17 protein-coding genes are annotated in these 16,173 nt (G+C 53.3%); 12 read left to right on the top strand and 5 right to left on the bottom strand.

Annotated features, from left to right (window positions below):
* Window positions 1-38: 38 nt before the first annotated feature.
* From K3T83_RS04970 to K3T83_RS04960, 3 genes are all read right to left on the bottom strand, one after another.
* Window positions 39-2,750, bottom strand: coding sequence for a winged helix-turn-helix domain-containing protein (locus K3T83_RS04970; protein WP_220201868.1), 2,712 nt, complete (start codon window positions 2,748-2,750; stop codon window positions 39-41).
* A 445-nt stretch (window positions 2,751-3,195) separates the two neighbouring features.
* Window positions 3,196-3,330: an integrase core domain-containing protein gene (locus K3T83_RS57810; RefSeq protein WP_220208170.1), complete on the bottom strand. Its 135-nt coding sequence runs from the start codon at window positions 3,328-3,330 to the stop codon at window positions 3,196-3,198.
* Window positions 3,331-3,697: 367 nt separating this feature from the next.
* On the bottom strand, window positions 3,698-4,309 hold the full coding sequence (locus K3T83_RS04960) for a pentapeptide repeat-containing protein (RefSeq protein ID WP_220201867.1): 612 nt from the start codon (window positions 4,307-4,309) through the stop codon (window positions 3,698-3,700).
* A gap of 492 nt (window positions 4,310-4,801) precedes the next feature.
* Here K3T83_RS04960 and K3T83_RS04955 point away from each other — a divergent pair, with 492 nt between their 5' ends.
* From K3T83_RS04955 to K3T83_RS04900, 12 genes are all read left to right on the top strand, one after another.
* Window positions 4,802-5,038, top strand: a complete 237-nt coding sequence (locus tag K3T83_RS04955; protein ID WP_220201866.1) for a hypothetical protein — start codon at window positions 4,802-4,804, stop codon at window positions 5,036-5,038.
* A 498-nt stretch (window positions 5,039-5,536) separates the two neighbouring features.
* Complete coding sequence (locus tag K3T83_RS04950; RefSeq protein WP_220201865.1) at window positions 5,537-6,400, top strand: cupredoxin domain-containing protein; 864 nt, start codon at window positions 5,537-5,539, stop codon at window positions 6,398-6,400.
* A gap of 55 nt (window positions 6,401-6,455) precedes the next feature.
* A complete protein-coding gene (locus tag K3T83_RS04945) occupies window positions 6,456-6,854 on the top strand; it encodes a hypothetical protein (RefSeq protein WP_220201864.1) in 399 nt (132 codons plus the stop codon).
* 20 nt (window positions 6,855-6,874) lie between these two features.
* The gene (locus K3T83_RS04940; RefSeq protein WP_220201863.1) at window positions 6,875-7,585 is read left to right on the top strand and encodes a hypothetical protein; all 711 of its coding nucleotides are present in this window, start codon (window positions 6,875-6,877) and stop codon (window positions 7,583-7,585) included.
* A 113-nt stretch (window positions 7,586-7,698) separates the two neighbouring features.
* On the top strand, window positions 7,699-8,238 hold the full coding sequence (locus tag K3T83_RS04935; RefSeq protein WP_220201862.1) for a DUF3592 domain-containing protein: 540 nt from the start codon (window positions 7,699-7,701) through the stop codon (window positions 8,236-8,238).
* 113 nt (window positions 8,239-8,351) lie between these two features.
* A complete protein-coding gene (locus tag K3T83_RS04930; RefSeq protein ID WP_220201861.1) occupies window positions 8,352-10,643 on the top strand; it encodes a histidine kinase in 2,292 nt (763 codons plus the stop codon).
* A 3-nt stretch (window positions 10,644-10,646) separates the two neighbouring features.
* Window positions 10,647-11,291, top strand: coding sequence for a response regulator transcription factor (locus K3T83_RS04925; protein ID WP_220201860.1), 645 nt, complete (start codon window positions 10,647-10,649; stop codon window positions 11,289-11,291).
* Window positions 11,292-11,552: 261 nt separating this feature from the next.
* Entirely contained in the window at window positions 11,553-11,987 is a 435-nt protein-coding gene (locus K3T83_RS04920; protein ID WP_220201859.1) for a hypothetical protein, read from the top strand.
* A gap of 161 nt (window positions 11,988-12,148) precedes the next feature.
* Window positions 12,149-12,931 carry a pentapeptide repeat-containing protein gene (locus tag K3T83_RS04915; RefSeq protein WP_220201858.1) on the top strand — a complete coding sequence of 261 codons (783 nt, stop codon included), beginning with the start codon at window positions 12,149-12,151 and terminating at the stop codon, window positions 12,929-12,931.
* Between the two features lie 140 nt (window positions 12,932-13,071).
* Window positions 13,072-13,293 carry a hypothetical protein gene (locus tag K3T83_RS04910; RefSeq protein WP_220201857.1) on the top strand — a complete coding sequence of 74 codons (222 nt, stop codon included), beginning with the start codon at window positions 13,072-13,074 and terminating at the stop codon, window positions 13,291-13,293.
* A gap of 27 nt (window positions 13,294-13,320) precedes the next feature.
* Window positions 13,321-13,707, top strand: coding sequence for a hypothetical protein (locus tag K3T83_RS04905; protein WP_220201856.1), 387 nt, complete (start codon window positions 13,321-13,323; stop codon window positions 13,705-13,707).
* Window positions 13,708-13,896: 189 nt separating this feature from the next.
* Window positions 13,897-14,052 (top strand): hypothetical protein, encoded by a 156-nt coding sequence (locus tag K3T83_RS04900; protein WP_220201855.1) that lies wholly within the window; start codon window positions 13,897-13,899, stop codon window positions 14,050-14,052.
* Window positions 14,053-14,166: 114 nt separating this feature from the next.
* Here K3T83_RS04900 and K3T83_RS04895 read toward each other — a convergent pair whose 3' ends face one another.
* The gene (locus tag K3T83_RS04895) at window positions 14,167-15,045 is read right to left on the bottom strand and encodes a pentapeptide repeat-containing protein (RefSeq protein WP_220201854.1); all 879 of its coding nucleotides are present in this window, start codon (window positions 15,043-15,045) and stop codon (window positions 14,167-14,169) included.
* A gap of 447 nt (window positions 15,046-15,492) precedes the next feature.
* Window positions 15,493-16,041 (bottom strand): pentapeptide repeat-containing protein, encoded by a 549-nt coding sequence (locus K3T83_RS04890; protein WP_220201853.1) that lies wholly within the window; start codon window positions 16,039-16,041, stop codon window positions 15,493-15,495.
* Between the last annotated feature and the right edge of the window lie 132 nt (window positions 16,042-16,173).

Genomic DNA, 16,173 nt, shown 5'->3' with positions numbered 1-16,173 from the left:
TATCGTCGGGTTGAAAGGAGGCTCGTGCGATGGTTCGGCTACGTCTCCGGCTGAGAAGAGAGCCAGCCCTGCTCGCGGGCGCGCGCAACTGCCTGGGTGCGGTTGCTGGTTCCCAGTTTGAGGAGAATATTGCTCACATGGCGTTTGACAGTGGTATAAGCGATGACCAGTTGTTCGGCGATTTCTTCGTTAGTGGCACCATCTGCGATCAATCGCAGGATTTCTCTCTCTCGTGGACTCAGGGGGTCAAGGCAAGTCATTTGAGATAGTGTAAGGGGCATGCTCTTTGATGGCAGGCTCGCGGAAGGTGTGGCTTGAGGGAAAGCCGCGAGCAGTTTCTGAACGTACAGAGACCCTGGACTGCTACGCCTAGACAAAGCAATAAGTACCTCCTGCATGGCCGAGCCTTCATCGAGAAAGAGGCGCATATAGTCACCGCGCTCGGCTTGTTGCACCACCTGTTCCAGGAGAGCGAAGGCCTGAGCCTGCTCTTGCAGAGCCGCGTGAGCCAGAACCTGGACAAGCGAGCATTGCATGACGCGCAGCCCGCGCCCGCTCTCCTGAGCAGTCTGGCACCAGCGGGGCAGGAGAGCCAACACCTGCTTTGCCTGTTGATGGTGAATCAGCCAGCGTGAAAGAAGCAGAAACGTCTCTTCTTGCGCGTAGCTCGGCGAACTTCCACTGCTGATGTTCATCCGTACCCTCCACCGCTCAAACGCTTCCTCGTCTGCCTGGAGCAAGGCCAGACGGCCTTGCTCGATCAGCGCTTCCTGCCATGCTTCCTGGTGCTGATGTTGTTGAGCCATATATGCGGCTTCTTTGAGCGTCGCTTCCGCCCGCGTCATCTCGCCACGAGCCAGATAGAGGCGAGCCTGTTGCGTTGCTCCCAGGCTCAACAAATTGCTGTGCTGCATGCGTCGTGCCTCTTGCAAGGCAAGCTGGAGAAAGGTTTCGGACTCAGCTAACCTGTTCCATTCCAGAAGCACCTTGCTCCAGCGGTATTGTGCCTCGCTGACCGGAAAAGGCAAGACTTTCGCACGCTCCATGACCTGCTGGTAGAGGGGAGCAGCCGCATGGAGCTGGCCTTGCATCCACAAGAGATCAGCGCGGCGCATGATACAGCCCGCAAGAAAGCCTGTGAAGGTGGGAGTCTGCTCATGGACATGTAACCATTGCTCAAACAGTGGTATGGCAGCCTGAACCTGACCCTCTTGCAGCATGGTGAAGCCATGAAGGATCGCTCGTGTGGTGCTGATGCTGCCTTCCTGATCGGTAAGCAGGGGCAGAGCCTGCTTGCACAGGGCAGCAAACGCGGAACTCTTGCCTGTCCAGTAGCTGCGGATCGCGTTGTAGGCCAGCGCCATCCCCTGCTTACTCGTGTTGCCCTGAGCCTCAAAGCCTGCTGCCGCCGTAGTGTGCGCATAGTCAAGCCGCGCTAATTTGCCCAACATCATTAACGCCGAAGCATACCAATTGGCCAGGTCGGGATGCAGGGTAAGAATAGATGCGGGGAAATGTTCGATCCAGGAGATAAAACGGGTATAAGGATAGCCCTGAGCGATAGGGATGCCCTGTCGTTCGAGCAAATCGGCGGCCTGAGCATAATCTTCTGCGAGCACAAGAGCCTCCACGGCATCTAGCAATAGATCGTGTTGCAAATACCAGGCGCAGGCTCGTTGGCAGAGTTGCGCGATGCGCTCTTTGCTCATAGTCTTGTAGAGTCGGTGTCGGAGCACATCCGCGAAAAGGTGATGATAGTGGTACCAGGAGTGCTCCTCGTTGAGGGCAGTAAGAAAGAGATTGGCCTGAGCAAGTGATTCCAGCATTTCCGTCCCATCTCCACGTTCCAGTAGAGCATCACAGAGCGAGCCGGTGAGGCGTGGGAAGAGCGACGTGCAGAGCAGAAATTCCTGTATCTCTGCCGTTTGGTGCACCAAGACCTCTTCACTCAGGTACGTCGTTATATGGTGATGTTGACCGCCCCAGGCGGTGAGCCATTGAATGCCATCAGAACGCTTCTTGAGCGAAAGCGCCAGCAGGTGGAGTCCGGCGGGCCATCCCTCCAGTTTATCCTCGACCACATCAAGCATAGGTTGTACAATCAGGGCCGCTTCCAATTCCTGCTGTAGAAATAGAATCGTCTCCTCCGTTGAAAAGCGCAAGTCAAAAGTACGTAGTTCGTTGAGCATATTACGTGCCCGAAATCGAGCCAGGGGGAACAGCGGATCAACGCGGGTGCTGATAATCAGATGCAGTGCGGCTGGCAGATGTTCGATCAGAAACGTCATCTGTTGATGGATTTCCTGGGTTGTCACCACATGATAGTCATCTAAAATGAGCAATAGAGGAGATGAGGTGTGTGCCAGCGTATTGATCAGTACTGCCAGAAGCGCCTCAACATCAAGGGGACCAGCTTGTTGCAGCACAGGGGCAACCTGACGTTCTAGGTCAGGTTGCCCGCGTTGGCAAGCAGCAGTGAAGTAGGACCAGAAAAGCAATGGGTCGTTTTCTGAGGCATCGAGTGAGATCCAGGCGACATTTTCGTCGCAGGCGGCCCAGGTAGCCAGGAGGGTGGTTTTGCCAAAGCCTGCCGGTGCCGAAATCAATGTGAGGGGTTGCGTGCTGGCTGGCACGAGACGCTGGTAAAGGACTGGTCGCTCCAATGTGTTGGAGCGTCGAGGAGGAATGGTCAACTTCGTGGTCAACAACGGCGGCAAGTTTCTCTGTGCCGAAGGCATGGGACTGGTCAAATCATCTTCCTCGCTTTCTCTCTTTGCAAGGATGAATCATGTACTTTGTGTCATGATACCACAAGGAGAAAATAAACAACAAATTCCGGCAACGCGAGGATGTTTTCCACTTTGGCCGCTATCATATATATAAATCACTTTACTTTGTGGGCCAAAATTGGATAATTAAGTGGCTCACCCTCACTTTCCTTGATGCAGAGAGAACACGCCAGCGGGGGCGAAGACAGGCTGATGTCCAAGGCGTCCCTTGACCCGGTTTGGACACTGCTGGCAAACTCCTTACGCTGCGTTGTAGAGCCTCTCAAGAGCTGAAACGCGGATAGGAGCAGGTGGATTACCATCAAGCCAGTCAACAAGACGAATACATTAAATGATCGCTGTGAATTATTTCACAGCGAAAACATTAGGAGTGGAATGCCCCCCAAAAGTGCAGACCAACAAGCTATTAACGTCTCATCAATTCAAACTCATTAGGAGGTACATAGCCTAAAGAAGAGTGCAAGCGTTTCGCATTGTAGACATCTTCAAGAAATGCCTGGAGATGCGTATGAGCTTCTTCAAACGTTTGGTAGCGATGGATGTTAACTTAAGCGGAGGAGTCACCTCCTCCACTCGGCTTCAGAACCGGACGTGACACGTTAGCGTCAATCCGGCCCCTCAGTGATCTGGCCCTTGTCATGGGCACCTTGGACATGTTGCGCGTGTCGCTGATCATGGCAGTGTCGATGCAGTGCAGGGTGTTCTTGAGTGGGAAGAAGAGAATAGGGGGAGTCTATTGTCGAGGGGGGAAGGCAGGTGGAGTGAATCCATGTCGCCGAATCTGTCTCATTCTTGGTGAAAGCATATCGCGAACAAAGCTTGTTGGTGGAAGGAAGTGCAGAGCAACGGTCGAGTGGCAGAGGCCGTAGGAGGGATGCTGGGGGCCGCGAACATCCCTCGAACAACCCCTAGAGCCCTTTGATTCCTTTCGTGATGGCGTTTATGATGTGGGTTCGAGAGAGATTGGCACCTGTCAGGTCGGCATGTGTAAAGTTGGGAGCGTAGAGGTCGGCATCTGCAAGGTTGGCATGTGTGAGGTTGGCAGAGGTGAAGTCAACAAGTTTGAAGTTGGCCCCTTCGAGGTTGGCAGAGGTGAGGTCGGCATGTGTGAGGACGACAAATTCTCCCATAGCGCCGCTCAGGTTGGCACCTTTGAGGTTGACATGTGAGAGATCGGTATGCTCGAACCTGGTCTCGTGGAGGTCGGCCCCTTCGAGGTTGGCTCCGCTCAGGTTAGCTCTCTTGAGGCTGACACCAGGGAGGTCGGCACCTTCGAGGTGAGCACCTGCGAGCTTGGCGCCTGTGAAGTCAGTTGCTCTGAGCTTGGCACCTGCGAGCCTGGCAGAGGAGAGGTTGGTTCCAGAGAACCAAACGCCTGCGAGGTTGGCATTGGTGAGATCAGCACCTGCGAGGTTGATTTCTCTGAGGTCAGGTGTGTCGAGAGATAGATTCTGCTCTCTCCAGGCATTCCATGCTGGCACTCCCTGTTTGAGAAGATCAACGTGTTCCTGATTTGCCATGCTGTGCATGCTCCTTGTTGCTTTGATGTTTGCAAGACACAAAGATGCGCCTCCATCTCTAGAGGCGTTAACATCCTTTCAGTATACCACAAGCAGGTGGCTCAAAGCCCCATATTGCCCATCCACACTCACGGGAAAAAACAGTTCAGAGAGATCGGAGCAGAGATCATCTGGCTTTTTTGCCCAGGCTTTGATACCGTCAACATACCTCCATGCCCTCCAGCTTGTCAATCACGGAAGCGCGCCTGCGGAAGAGCCAGGAGATGGTTCAAAAACGCGCTGCAGTCCTGTACCCAGAAACACATGAGATGCGTAGATCTCTCCCGATTCACTTTGCATGGCTCAACCATTCAGTGTGGTTTTTCTGGCTGATGGACCACTTTCCAGCGTTGATCCATATCCTAACCACTTGGGACATTTAGCTTGGCAAACCACAGGTGCGTCTATTTGGAGTAGAAACAAAAAGCTAGGTAATTAAAAGAAAAAGGCGCCATGAAATACCTAAAAATTCTCGTTGGCCTGGGACTTATTCCTCTTGGAGCCTTTGCAGGTAGCCATGTCATCATTGCTGATGGGACTGGAGCCGCTCTCGGCGGGCTGCCGGGAGGTATCCTGTATTGCCTTCTCTTCTGGTCAGCGCCCGGCCTAGAGCCGCAGCAGATCCGTCACAACGTGGATAAAAAACGCTCGATCAGGCGGCATATCCCAGTTGAGATAATGTTGCAATGAAGCCAACTTGCTCGATAGAAAGGGCAAAACTCTGGCCTATTTCAGCAAGCAACGGCTGGATATAGTACAGGTTGGCAATCCCTAAACCACATGCAAAAGCAATCAAAAACATGAATCGTTTATTGAGTGATGTTGTTTTGTCCCTCTCTACATTTGTTTTTATGAATTTCACGCTTCTAACTTTCTGTTTTAAAGCTACTCTAAAACGATGTCTTGTTCGTAAATAGCATAACACAACCAGACTGTTTGATGAAAAGGTATTAGGTCAACTCTTCGCTCCTTGTTTGTTGTCCTGTCCGACCGCCTTGGGACTCTGCACCCGGATGGGTCGGGACAATTCTTCCCAGTGCAGTCAGGACGCTGCTCACATCTCAAGGAGCCTTCCTATCGGCTACGCTGTAGGCAGTTAGAAGCCAACACGAGTGATGATCGTTCAAGAGGAACGCATCAAGCAATCTGTTCAAGTATGAACGATCAGAGAAAGGAGTTTGACCACTTATGGAGATCAAAAAGCGTCGTCCAGAACTGGCCGATCTGACCGATCCGGTTCGCCGTCCCAGTCTTCCCACCAGGGAGCCGCTTGGCAAGCTCGTACGTATTGCATTCTTTGGCTATGCCTTCCTAGTATATGTTATATTCTTTTATGCCCTCTTCGTCGCAAAGATCTTCATTCCTCCCATTGTCATTGAGGCATCGCTGATCTTGTTAACTGCCGTTGTGCTGACTACTCGTTGGCGCTATGCCCTCTACCTGGGCGCGATTGTCGCCCTGCTCACCTTGATCGATCCGATCTTTCAGCCGCACAATCTCTATACCTACGCACACCCTGGTCAGTCCAATTATGAATTCGCCCTCCTGGTCCTCATCGTCGCCTTCGGCCTGGTCTCGCTTGCCTCCTGCATTGCCACCATCATAGCGAGGCGTCGGGCGCAGGGAACAGTGCCAGTCTTGCCGCGCTATACTGCTGTCTCGCTGAGCGGATTTGCTGGCCTCACTGTTGGCCTGATCTTGCTCTCGATAGTTGTGACCGTCGTTCCCCAGACGAGCGCAGCAACGACGACTCAAGACGGGCAACCAGTCATTCATATGACAGCGACGACCTTCGCCCAGGATGTCGTACTGGTGCCAAAGGGCAAGAGTCTACTCGTTGTGAATGACAGTTCAGTGGAGCATATTCTCCAAAATGGGGCGTGGGATGCTAGCGGCTCTGCCCATTCACAGGTCGAGTCCGGCGCTCCGACGCTGAACAAAGTCGATATCATTAGTGACCCAAAAACGATTGGCCCATTTACAACAGCTGGCATCTATCACATCTATTGTACAATACACCCTGGAATGAATCTAACAATTGTAGTGCAGTAAGCGGCGCACGCCGTGAGTATGGTTCTGGTGAGGCCAGAGCCATAGGAGCAACATCATGAAAACGCAACGCCCAACACTACTCATCATTACTAGCTTTCTGCTGATCCTTGCTACGCTCTTATTCTGGGGAATCGTCCTGCTGCCCGAGGATGGAGGCGATTCTGTTCCGGCTATCGTGCTCTATGCCAGCGTGATCCTGGGTGTGCTTGGTCTGGTCGCAGCAGCGGGTGTCTTCATCGTCAAACGATGGGGCATGTGGCTGGCTGTCGTCGTCTCGGTCTTCGCCATCTTCTTTGCGATAAGCGGCGTGGTGTTTTCCTATGCGATGCTGATGAAAGGACTCTGCACGGTGCTGACCGCCTTGTATGTGGTGGTGATCGTGCTAGCAGTCCTTCCTTCGGCACGCCAGTCCTCTGTGGCCCGTCCAGCTCTCACAGATGAGAAGGCGAATTGAGAGAGCTGGAGGTGAAAGCAATGCTTGCTGGAAAAGAGGCATCTTTATCCCGCTACCCATTTTGGACTGAGCGCCGCTACACCGGAATCATGCTTATGCTTGGATGCGTCCTGTTTTTGGTAGCTGCCGCTCTCTCTCCTACGGACGAGAAAGGCACCTCTATGTATGACTTGCCCATGCGAGAAGCCCTGATCGCCGTCTTTCATCACTGGTCAAGCTGGCAGTGGGGGCTGCTGCTGTTCTGCATTGCCGTGGTCGTGTCGCTACTGGGCTTTGCGCGCCTCACATCCATCTTGTGGGAGAGAGGCAATCACGTCTTCTCATTCTGGGGCCTGATCGCACTAACGCTGGCTACTGGCTTCTTCCTCCTTGATATGACGTTCAGGCGCAGCATCGAGTACTGGGCCGCGCAAGAAACCGCCAGAACAAACGCGATTCCCGCGCTCTATCAGCAATTGAGTCTCTGGGACAGCACCATCTTTCAGGTCTACACAGTGCTCATCTTTTTTGCAGCAATCATGTATGGCGCAGCGATTGCCTTGACGCGCATTCTCCCACGCTGGCTGGGATGGGTTATCATCGTCTATTCGCTTGCAGGGACAATAGCGTTTGTGATCCTGAACGATATGCCTCCATTTGTCCATTACTTGCTGCCGATAGCGATGGGCGTGCTGCTCTTGCTGCCACGGTATCAACTTCCAGCACTATCAGCTGAAAGCCAGAACGATTAGCCGTCTCGCTCGCAGAACGATTAGCCATGCAATCTGTGCTGGCAGTTCTCAATCTTCGACTACGAGAGGCGAAGACCAGGGTCGTCCTATTCTAAATAAAAAGAGGAAACACAATGGGCTGTTTAAGACTGGGCTATTCCTTTCTTGTTTCGCTGCTTGCAGCCGTCATCTTTACCATAGTTGGCGCATTGGGGGGAGCCATTCTTTCGCTGGTCCTCTCTCATGGATCGGGCAGTGTTGCAAGTATAGTTTCCCCCCTCGATATCCTTACCGCCAATTCCACTGGTGCGTTGATTGGCGCTGGGGCTGGGGCACTCATTGGCCTGTATGGTGTCATACGGGCCACAAAGCGGGCTTCAGATATCAATTGGCTAAAAAGAAATGGCAGATGTATTACTGCCATTGTCGCAGAGATTCAGACAAAACGGGAGAGCAGGCAAGTTCCTTATACAACAGCGAACGGGACATACTATCGGACAGAATCATCTACGTATTATGTGGTCGTCGCACGGTGGGTCAATCCTCAAACGCGACAGACGCATACCTTCCACAGTGAGCGTCGCACTTTCTATCCGAAAAAATATGCTCCAGGTTCCAGCATTTCTGTTCTGATTGACCCTCAGAACCCCCAGCGTTCCTTTGTGGAAGTATAAAGTAGTCTCTTGTTATCACTCACCCCTTGCGTGCCGTATGTTCTCGCCTGCAAGGTGGTACAATACGCTGAGATAGCAGCATATCCCTTACAACTTGTGGAAGGCGTGAGCGTATGACGCAATCGATCCGTACCCATCTTGCCATCATCGTCGCTCTGGGGGCTGTCTTGTTGGGAATCAGTTTCCTCCTGCTCCACTTGGCGACCCCCTCTGATGGCGCGCGCCTCGCTCCAGGCCAATCCGTCTGGCGGCACGATGGAGTCGTCATCACGCCTCTGCAACCAGGCGGATTGCACAAGGGGGATATCGTTGTGGCCGTCGAGGGGAAAAGCCTGGAAGCGTGGGCGCAAGATCTCTTCAGGGTGGGGGTGCAGCGTCCACACTGGCAGAGTGGTCAAACGATCATCTACCACGTTCTGCGCAGCGGGCATGTTCAAGATGTGCCCGTGACGCTTGGGCCATATCCTCTGGCCACTCTTGCAGCGCAAGAGTGGAGCACGATTCTCTATGCCCTGGTCTTTTTCCTGGTAGCTGTGTTTGTTGTGCTGCTGCGTCCTGGGGAGCCTGCTGCCAGAGTGCAATTCCTCGCGGCATCGAGCATGCTAGGCGCTACGACGTGGTCACTCGGCTTGCAGGTCGGCGATCTGATCAATGGCATCGGTTTCTGGCTGTTCAAGGCGACCACTATTGGCTGCTTCCTGCTGTTCTGGACCGCGCTGCTGCACTTTGCGCTGATCTTTCCTCGACCACATGCTCTGATCGTGAAACGGCGCTTTGTGATCCCGCTGCTCTACGTCGTTCCCTACGCCATCGCGCTCATCTCGCTGCTCGTCGCATGGCCGCTGTCCTCAAGCATGCTCTCATGGATTGGGCTGTGGATTCTGGCAGAGGACATCTTTCCACCCATCGCTACCATCCTGGCACTCATGAGCATCATCTGGTCATATAAGACAGAACAGAGCTACGACGAGCGTCAGAAAATTCGTTGGCTCATGTATGCTGCCCTGCTCTCCGGCGGGGGGGGCCTCCTGCTCTGGCAATTGCCCAATCTGCTTGGATATCCCGTCTTGAGCAGTAATGCGCTCGGTCTGCTTGTTTTGCCCTATCCCTTCGCGCTGGCGATTGCCATCTTGCGCCATCGCCTCTTTGATATTACGATCATCATCCACCGCACGCTCGTTTATGGCACACTGACTGGGAGCGTGGTTGGCCTGTATGTGTTGGTCGTCAGTCTGGCGGGTATGCTCTTTCATCCCTCAAGTACATTTCTCCCCTCATTGCTGGCAACAGGTCTTGTAGCAGTATTGTTTCAGCCGCTTCATGTTCGCCTTCAGCGCTTTGTCAATCGCTTGATCTATGGGGAGCGTGACGATCCTTATGCCGTACTTGCGAATTTGGGCGCTCATCTTGAGGCGACGCCGATCCCTGAAGCGGTGCTGCCGACAGTGGTTCAGACGGTGGCTCAAGCCCTCAAGCTACCCTACGTGGCGATCAGCTTGAAGCATGGAGAGACGTTTGCTATCGCTGCGGCCTGTGGCCTGGCTCAACGCGAGCTGTTGACGCTCCCACTACTCCATTCGGGCGAGTTGGTTGGGCAGCTGCAACTGGCTCCCCGAGATGCCAGCGAAACCTTTACAGCCGCTGATCGCAAATTGCTTACGGTTATTGCTTCTCAGGTCAGCGTGGCCGCGCATGCAGTACGTCTGACAGCTGACTTACAGCGGTCCCGCGAACATCTGGTCGCGACGCGCGAAGAGGAGCGCCGCCGCTTGCGTCGCGATCTGCACGATGGGCTTGGTCCCACGCTCGCTAGCATGACGCTCAAGCTGGATGCCGCCCGCAACCTGCTCGCTCAAAACTCGCCCGCGCTGGACCCTCTTCTGCTCGATCTGAAGGCGCAAACCCAGGCCACGATTGTAGATATTCGCCGCCTCGTCTATGATCTGCGCCCGCCGGCACTGGACGAGCTTGGACTGGTTTCGGCACTGCATGAGCAGATTGCCCACTATAGTCAAGTGGGTGGCGCCCAGATGGTGATGGAAGCGCCGTCATCCCTGCCTTCGCTGCCCGCAGCCGTCGAGGTAGCAACCTATCGCATCGTGCTTGAAGCTGTGACCAACGTTGTCCGTCATGCCAATGCGCGGAGGTGCTGGGTTCGTCTTCAGGTGGCTGACGTGCTGACCGTGGAGGTGGTCGATGATGGCGTGGGCCTGCCGCTTCACTATCATGCAGGCGTGGGCTTTGCTTCGATGCGCGAACGTGCCGACGAGTTGGGGGGGACCTGCCAGATCGAATCCAGGGCAACATCGGGAACGCACGTGCTGGTACAGTTCCCACTGGTGAAGGACGAGCCTCCAGAACAGCCTGCCGCCCGCTACGATACCAGCCTACAATCAGGAGAATAAGCCATGGAATCCATTCGCGTGCTGATCGCCGACGACCATCCTATTTTCCGCGACGGTCTACGTACTTTGCTGATCTCAGTGTCAGAAACAGAGATCGTGGGCGAGGTTTCTACAGGCGATGAAGCCATCGCGCAAGCGGCGGCACTTCTGCCGGACGTGATCCTGATGGATCTGCACATGCCCGGACAGAATGGCATCGAGGCCACCCGCGCTATCCTGCGCACCAGTCCGCATATTGGCATCCTTGTGCTGACGATGTTTGAAGACGACGACTCCGTGTTCTCAGCGATGCGAGCGGGTGCGCGTGGCTATCTGCTCAAGGGTGCGGATCAGGCCGAGATTCTGCGAGCCATCACCGCCGTCAGCCGGGGAGAAGCGATTTTCAGCCCCTCGATAGCTAAACGCCTCACTCACTACTTCGCCACCCTGGGCACCATGCAGCTTCCCCAGGCTTTTCCCGAATTGACCCAGCGAGAACGAGAGATCCTCGTCTTCATCGCTCGGGGCTGCAACAATGCAGAGATAGCAGAGCGTTTAGTTTTGAGTCAAAAAACCGTGCGCAACCATGTCTCCAATATCTTCAGCAAGCTCCAGGTGGCAGATCGCGCACAAGCCATTATCCGTGCCAGAGAGGCGGGATTGAAATAGGCACACATCACGATGTCATTCTTGCTCATTAAAGAACGTGCCAGTCCCATGGGATATCGTACCTTTTCGCCAGGATCACACTGACAGGCCATTGGCGAGGGATATATTTCAGCAAGTACCGGCGAAGAAAGGATGACCTATTATGGAAGAGATCATTCAGGTGACAGTGGCGGTCAATTCAGAAGAAGGCGCTCGCCAGATAGCGGATACACTTGTGGCAAATCGTGGAACAACTAAAATCCTCCAGTAAGGAAGAGATACATGACGGAACGAATTGACCTCTTACAATCCCTTGCAGATGCTCATGAGAGACTGATCACACCTGCCATGAAAGCCGCTGCACGAGGAGTGAACGGTTCCCGGGGGCCGCGTGAAGTCCTGGCACATATTGTTGGATGGGAAGTGATTGCTATTGCCTGTCTCCCTGGTCTCCTGCCAGGAGAGGCACCAGCTCCTCTCACCTATGATGCAATGAATCTGGCAATGGTGACGCTCATAGGAGAGCAGCCCATAGAGGTGTTCCGCGATATGCTCTACCAGACACACCAACGTTTTCTCAACATGCCAGAGGTACAGGATGAAGCCTCTTTTGTTCCCGGTCATCCAATCTTCGAGCGCACTCTGGCAGCGATTGGACATTGCGTAGAGCATGTGCGAGAGTTAGATAGGTCGAGTGGTCAAACTGTTTTCCAGTAGTTCAAAGATCAGTAACAGGCCCACTTGATTTTGCACCCTTCACAAACGAAAAGATATGGCGTCGGAAACGTACCAAGCATCAGTACGAAGTTCTGCCAGTTTGACTTGCTACAAATGCGCCATTATACTCTGGGGAGAGAATGCAACAAGGAGAGTCCTTCATGGCAAACCGGAAACTCGTTGTCTGGCTGAGACAAGGAGTAGCGGGGTGGAACCAATGGCGAGAGCAATATCCAGATGTGATGGTCGATCTGAGCGATACTGACCTGAGCGATGTTGATCTGAGTGGAGCCAACCTGAGCAATGCTAAGCTGATGAGAGCGAATCTGAGCGAGGCCAACCTGAGTGGTGCAGACCTGCGCTGGGTCAAGCTGAACCAGGCCAGGCTAACCAGTGCCTCGTTGAGTGGAGCCAGGCTGGCGTACGCCGACCTGAGTGACGCTGACCTCGGCGGTGCGGACTTGAGCGCGGCTCAGTTGTGTGATGCCAAATTGCGTCGAGCCCAGCTGAACCAGGCCCAACTGACCAATGCCTCGCTGAACCGGGCCAGGCTGAACTTGTCCAGGTTGACCCAGGCCAACCTGGACGGAGCAGACTTGGGCGGTGCCGTCTTGAGTGAAGCCGACTTGAGCCAGGCCCGGCTGACCAACGTCGTTCTAAACAGGGCCAGGCTGAACTCTACCCTGCTGAACCAGGCGGACCTGAGCGGTGCGGACCTGAGCAACGCTTCCCTGGACCATGCCAATCTGAGCAGGGCTAACCTCAACGCCGCAAAGCTCACCAAAGCCCTCTTGCAGGGGGCCAATCTGGAACAGGTCACAGTGAGCGGCGCGGACTTCCAGGGAGCCGACCTGCGTGGCATCCCCTGGCTGATCATCAAGAACCTCACCCTGCAACCAGGCACAAACTTCTCTGGTGTTCTCTGGGACTGTCCTCCTGATTAAAAATGGTTTACCAAATGTCACTTAATGTTTGGGCTTGTATTATTCGTTCATAGCTGGCATAACGCGGACCTTGTGGTGCCTTTCTGCTCTTTTTTTCATAGCGAATAGGGTCGATTTGCCTGGCAGGCTCTGCAAAATAGATGACCACTTTTGGCGGTTCGGGAGGCCAGGGTTCAATAGAACCAGTGCCCGACCTTCCAGTTTCTCGTACATTTCTCTATGAGCTAGATGAACTCTACACAAAACGAAGAATCAAAGAAATTACGGAAGAAGAGTTCATTACTCAACGGGATGCATTGATTGCTCAGGAAGCAAAATCGCAAGAAACAATGGGTCCAATGCTCATCGCAAAGCAGCTATAGGTTATCGAAGCTGGTGTTGTAGCCTCTGTGAATCAAAAATTTCAACAAGAAGAGCAAGAAGAAAACGAGCGTGTTACAAGGGAGCGGCTTGCAAGGATAGCCAAACAAAAGAGGATAGAGCGCGAGGAACAGGCTAGGCAAGATGCTATTGAGGCTGAAAACAAGCAGAAAATTGCCGAGCGAAATGCGTTTCGCTCTTCAGTTGATGAGTATGTGAATAAGCGGGAAAAAGATACTGATAGACGGCAGGTATGGTGCAACTGGCTACAAATCATCTTAATTATTCTTACAACTGCGACAGCATCTATTGCTGGATTTGATGGTATCTCTCGTGTATATGTCGCCTTAGTTGGTTTTGCTGCTGCTACTCTTGGAGGAATTCTTTCATATTTGCAATTTCAGGAGAAGATCTAACGGCACCTCTTCCCGATCCTTGTCGTCCTGCTTGTGCTGTATGGACTCGCGTCTCAAAACTACCTGATGCTCTTCTCCATAGGGGTAAGCTTGCTCATCCTCTGGTCGGCAGTGCACCCGGCCTGGATCTATCGTCTTCTTTAGCAGATCCTCGCCTTCTTTGAGAAGCTCACACCAACGTCTCCTGACGTGCAGCCCTCACAAACTGCCCTGGAGCGTTCTCTGCCAGAACAGCCACTTTATGAACAGGGGTATCAGGAACAAGCTCCAGGGCATACCAACAATATGCTGAAAGAGGATCGGCCGCAGGCGCAATATCCAGAGCAGCTGCCGCCAATGAGTTAAATAGTGGTCAGATGAGCTTTGGCAGGTTTACCCTCTTCGTGAAGCCGTCAAGCAGCTTTGCCGGTTTCTTTCAGTGCTGTCTAGTATGAGGGTCTATCAGTGTCTCATCAACTGCTATGGAGCAGGGTTAGTTTGGTTGAGCTTCAGATCATAACACTGCCCCTCTGAATTCAGCACCGCACACCGCTCATCTCTTCCTGGGATGGTTGCCCAGATTCGATCCGGAAAGACATGTCCTGAAGGCAGAATGGTATCTTTGAGAGAGTAGACTTTGGAAAGCTGTTCTGGTCGGACATTCGCATCGGTGAGATCGACGGCTTCCAAGTTCGTCGCCGTCAAATTCGCTGCTCGCAAATCCGTCCCTCTCAGCTGCGCCCCTTGCAAATCTGCTCCCATCAAATCTGCCTCGGTTAAATCTGCTCCTGAGAGATTCGCATCTCGAAGAGACATTCTCACGACATCATAGACCAGACTGCGAGAGAGCATGAAAGAAGACAGATTGGCCCGTGAGAGATCCGCTCCACTCAAACCAATTATGGGATGCTCTTTTTGCAGTAATCCGAGGTTGGAAATGTATTGGATTAATCTGCCTTTACGATCTCCATCCAGTTGTTGCAATGCAGAGAGCGTGAGGGTTCTGGCTATTGTTCTCTCCTGACTCCCCGTTTGAGACGTTTGTAAATGCTTCTCAAGGACCAATTCCTTGATATCATCCATGTACCCTTTCAGGGTGGCCTCTTGCTGTTGATCAAGAGCAATATGGGCGCTCGTTTCGCTCTGTTGGTTACTAAACCAGATGGACCCAGCAGCGATCATAAGGGGAAGAAGCAGAACACTGACCCAATCCCATAGGGTCTTCCCTCGTAACCCGATCCAATCGCTCTTCTCTCTCTGTTTGCCCTGTTGCTGTTGCGGCTTGAAGAATGCAGTCCCTTGTTCCCTCTCATCTGGTCGGATCGTTGCCGGTGATTGTTCATCTGACGCTTGAGCCATGTGACACCTCCTAAAAAAACGACATACTCCTCTTTTACCTCTATAAACGAACAAGAGGAGGAGGTCTCAAAGAGGGGAGGGACAAGAGTTTGTTCGTACTGGTCTCGATGCTCTCCAATCAGTAAATTGCTCCTTTCGAGTGCTGGAGCATTGCCTCAGCTACCGGAGATCTTGCGCCAGATGAACATCTGCATCATTCCCTTGTAGCACTTCTGAACAAACCGGATATCCGAGATGAGATTCACCGTGTTTTGTGGACCATGAGTCGCAGTGCTGGAGTAAGGATTTTACCTAGCGATGATGGAGCAGGAAGGCAGTTCAAGGTCGTAAAATGGGTAGTAATTTCTGCAAAGGATGCAAACAACGTATCCGCGTTACGTTGTAAAACAGCTAAGTGCACGGCTCACCCGCATTTTTGCTGAGCGAGAAGGGATATGAGAAGTGGTTTCAGAGCGTCGGGAAAGAGCTGCCTTGTTCGTCAGGTGAGCCGTCCCACTCGATGCCGGAGAAGTTCACCCCCGGTTGCAGGGGGAGGTCCATGACGAGGAGCCACGGGATGCCGTGCAGGTCCGCTCCCTGGAAATTGGCCCTCTTGACCGTAATTTGTTCGAGATTGGTCCCATGCAGGTTAGCCCCGCTCAGGTCAGCACCACTCAGATCTGCATAGCTTAATTTCGCCCCGCTCAGGTTGGCTATCAACAGTTCAGCTTCACTCAGGTCAGCACCACGTAGATTGGCCCTATGGAGGTTAACTGCGTGGAGATCGGCTCCGCTGAGATCAGGCTGCACAGCGGGATGATGCTCTCGCCAGCGGTTCCACGACGTTGGGGGATGACACTCTTCTTGCCAATAATCAGCAAAAAGGAAACCTTGAAGAGATGAAAGGAGATACCACACTATTGGATGGTGCTTTCCCAAGTAGTGCCACCACGCTTCACTCTTTCTGAAGCGATCAAAGTTCTTTCTCAGTCGAGCCACGTCCTCCTGGTTCGCCATCGGGTCCCTCCTCGGCTTTGTTCTCTCCCAGAGTATACTGTTGCACTCGCCGTCAGTCAAACGGGGAGCACGCAGGACTGCTGCTCGTCTTCCGAAGCATGTCTTGGCGAAATCGAAGAGCGCCTCCTGCCC

It is taken from the genome of Reticulibacter mediterranei (assembly GCF_016587455.1).
This window is presented reverse-complemented; position numbering and strand designations above follow the sequence as displayed.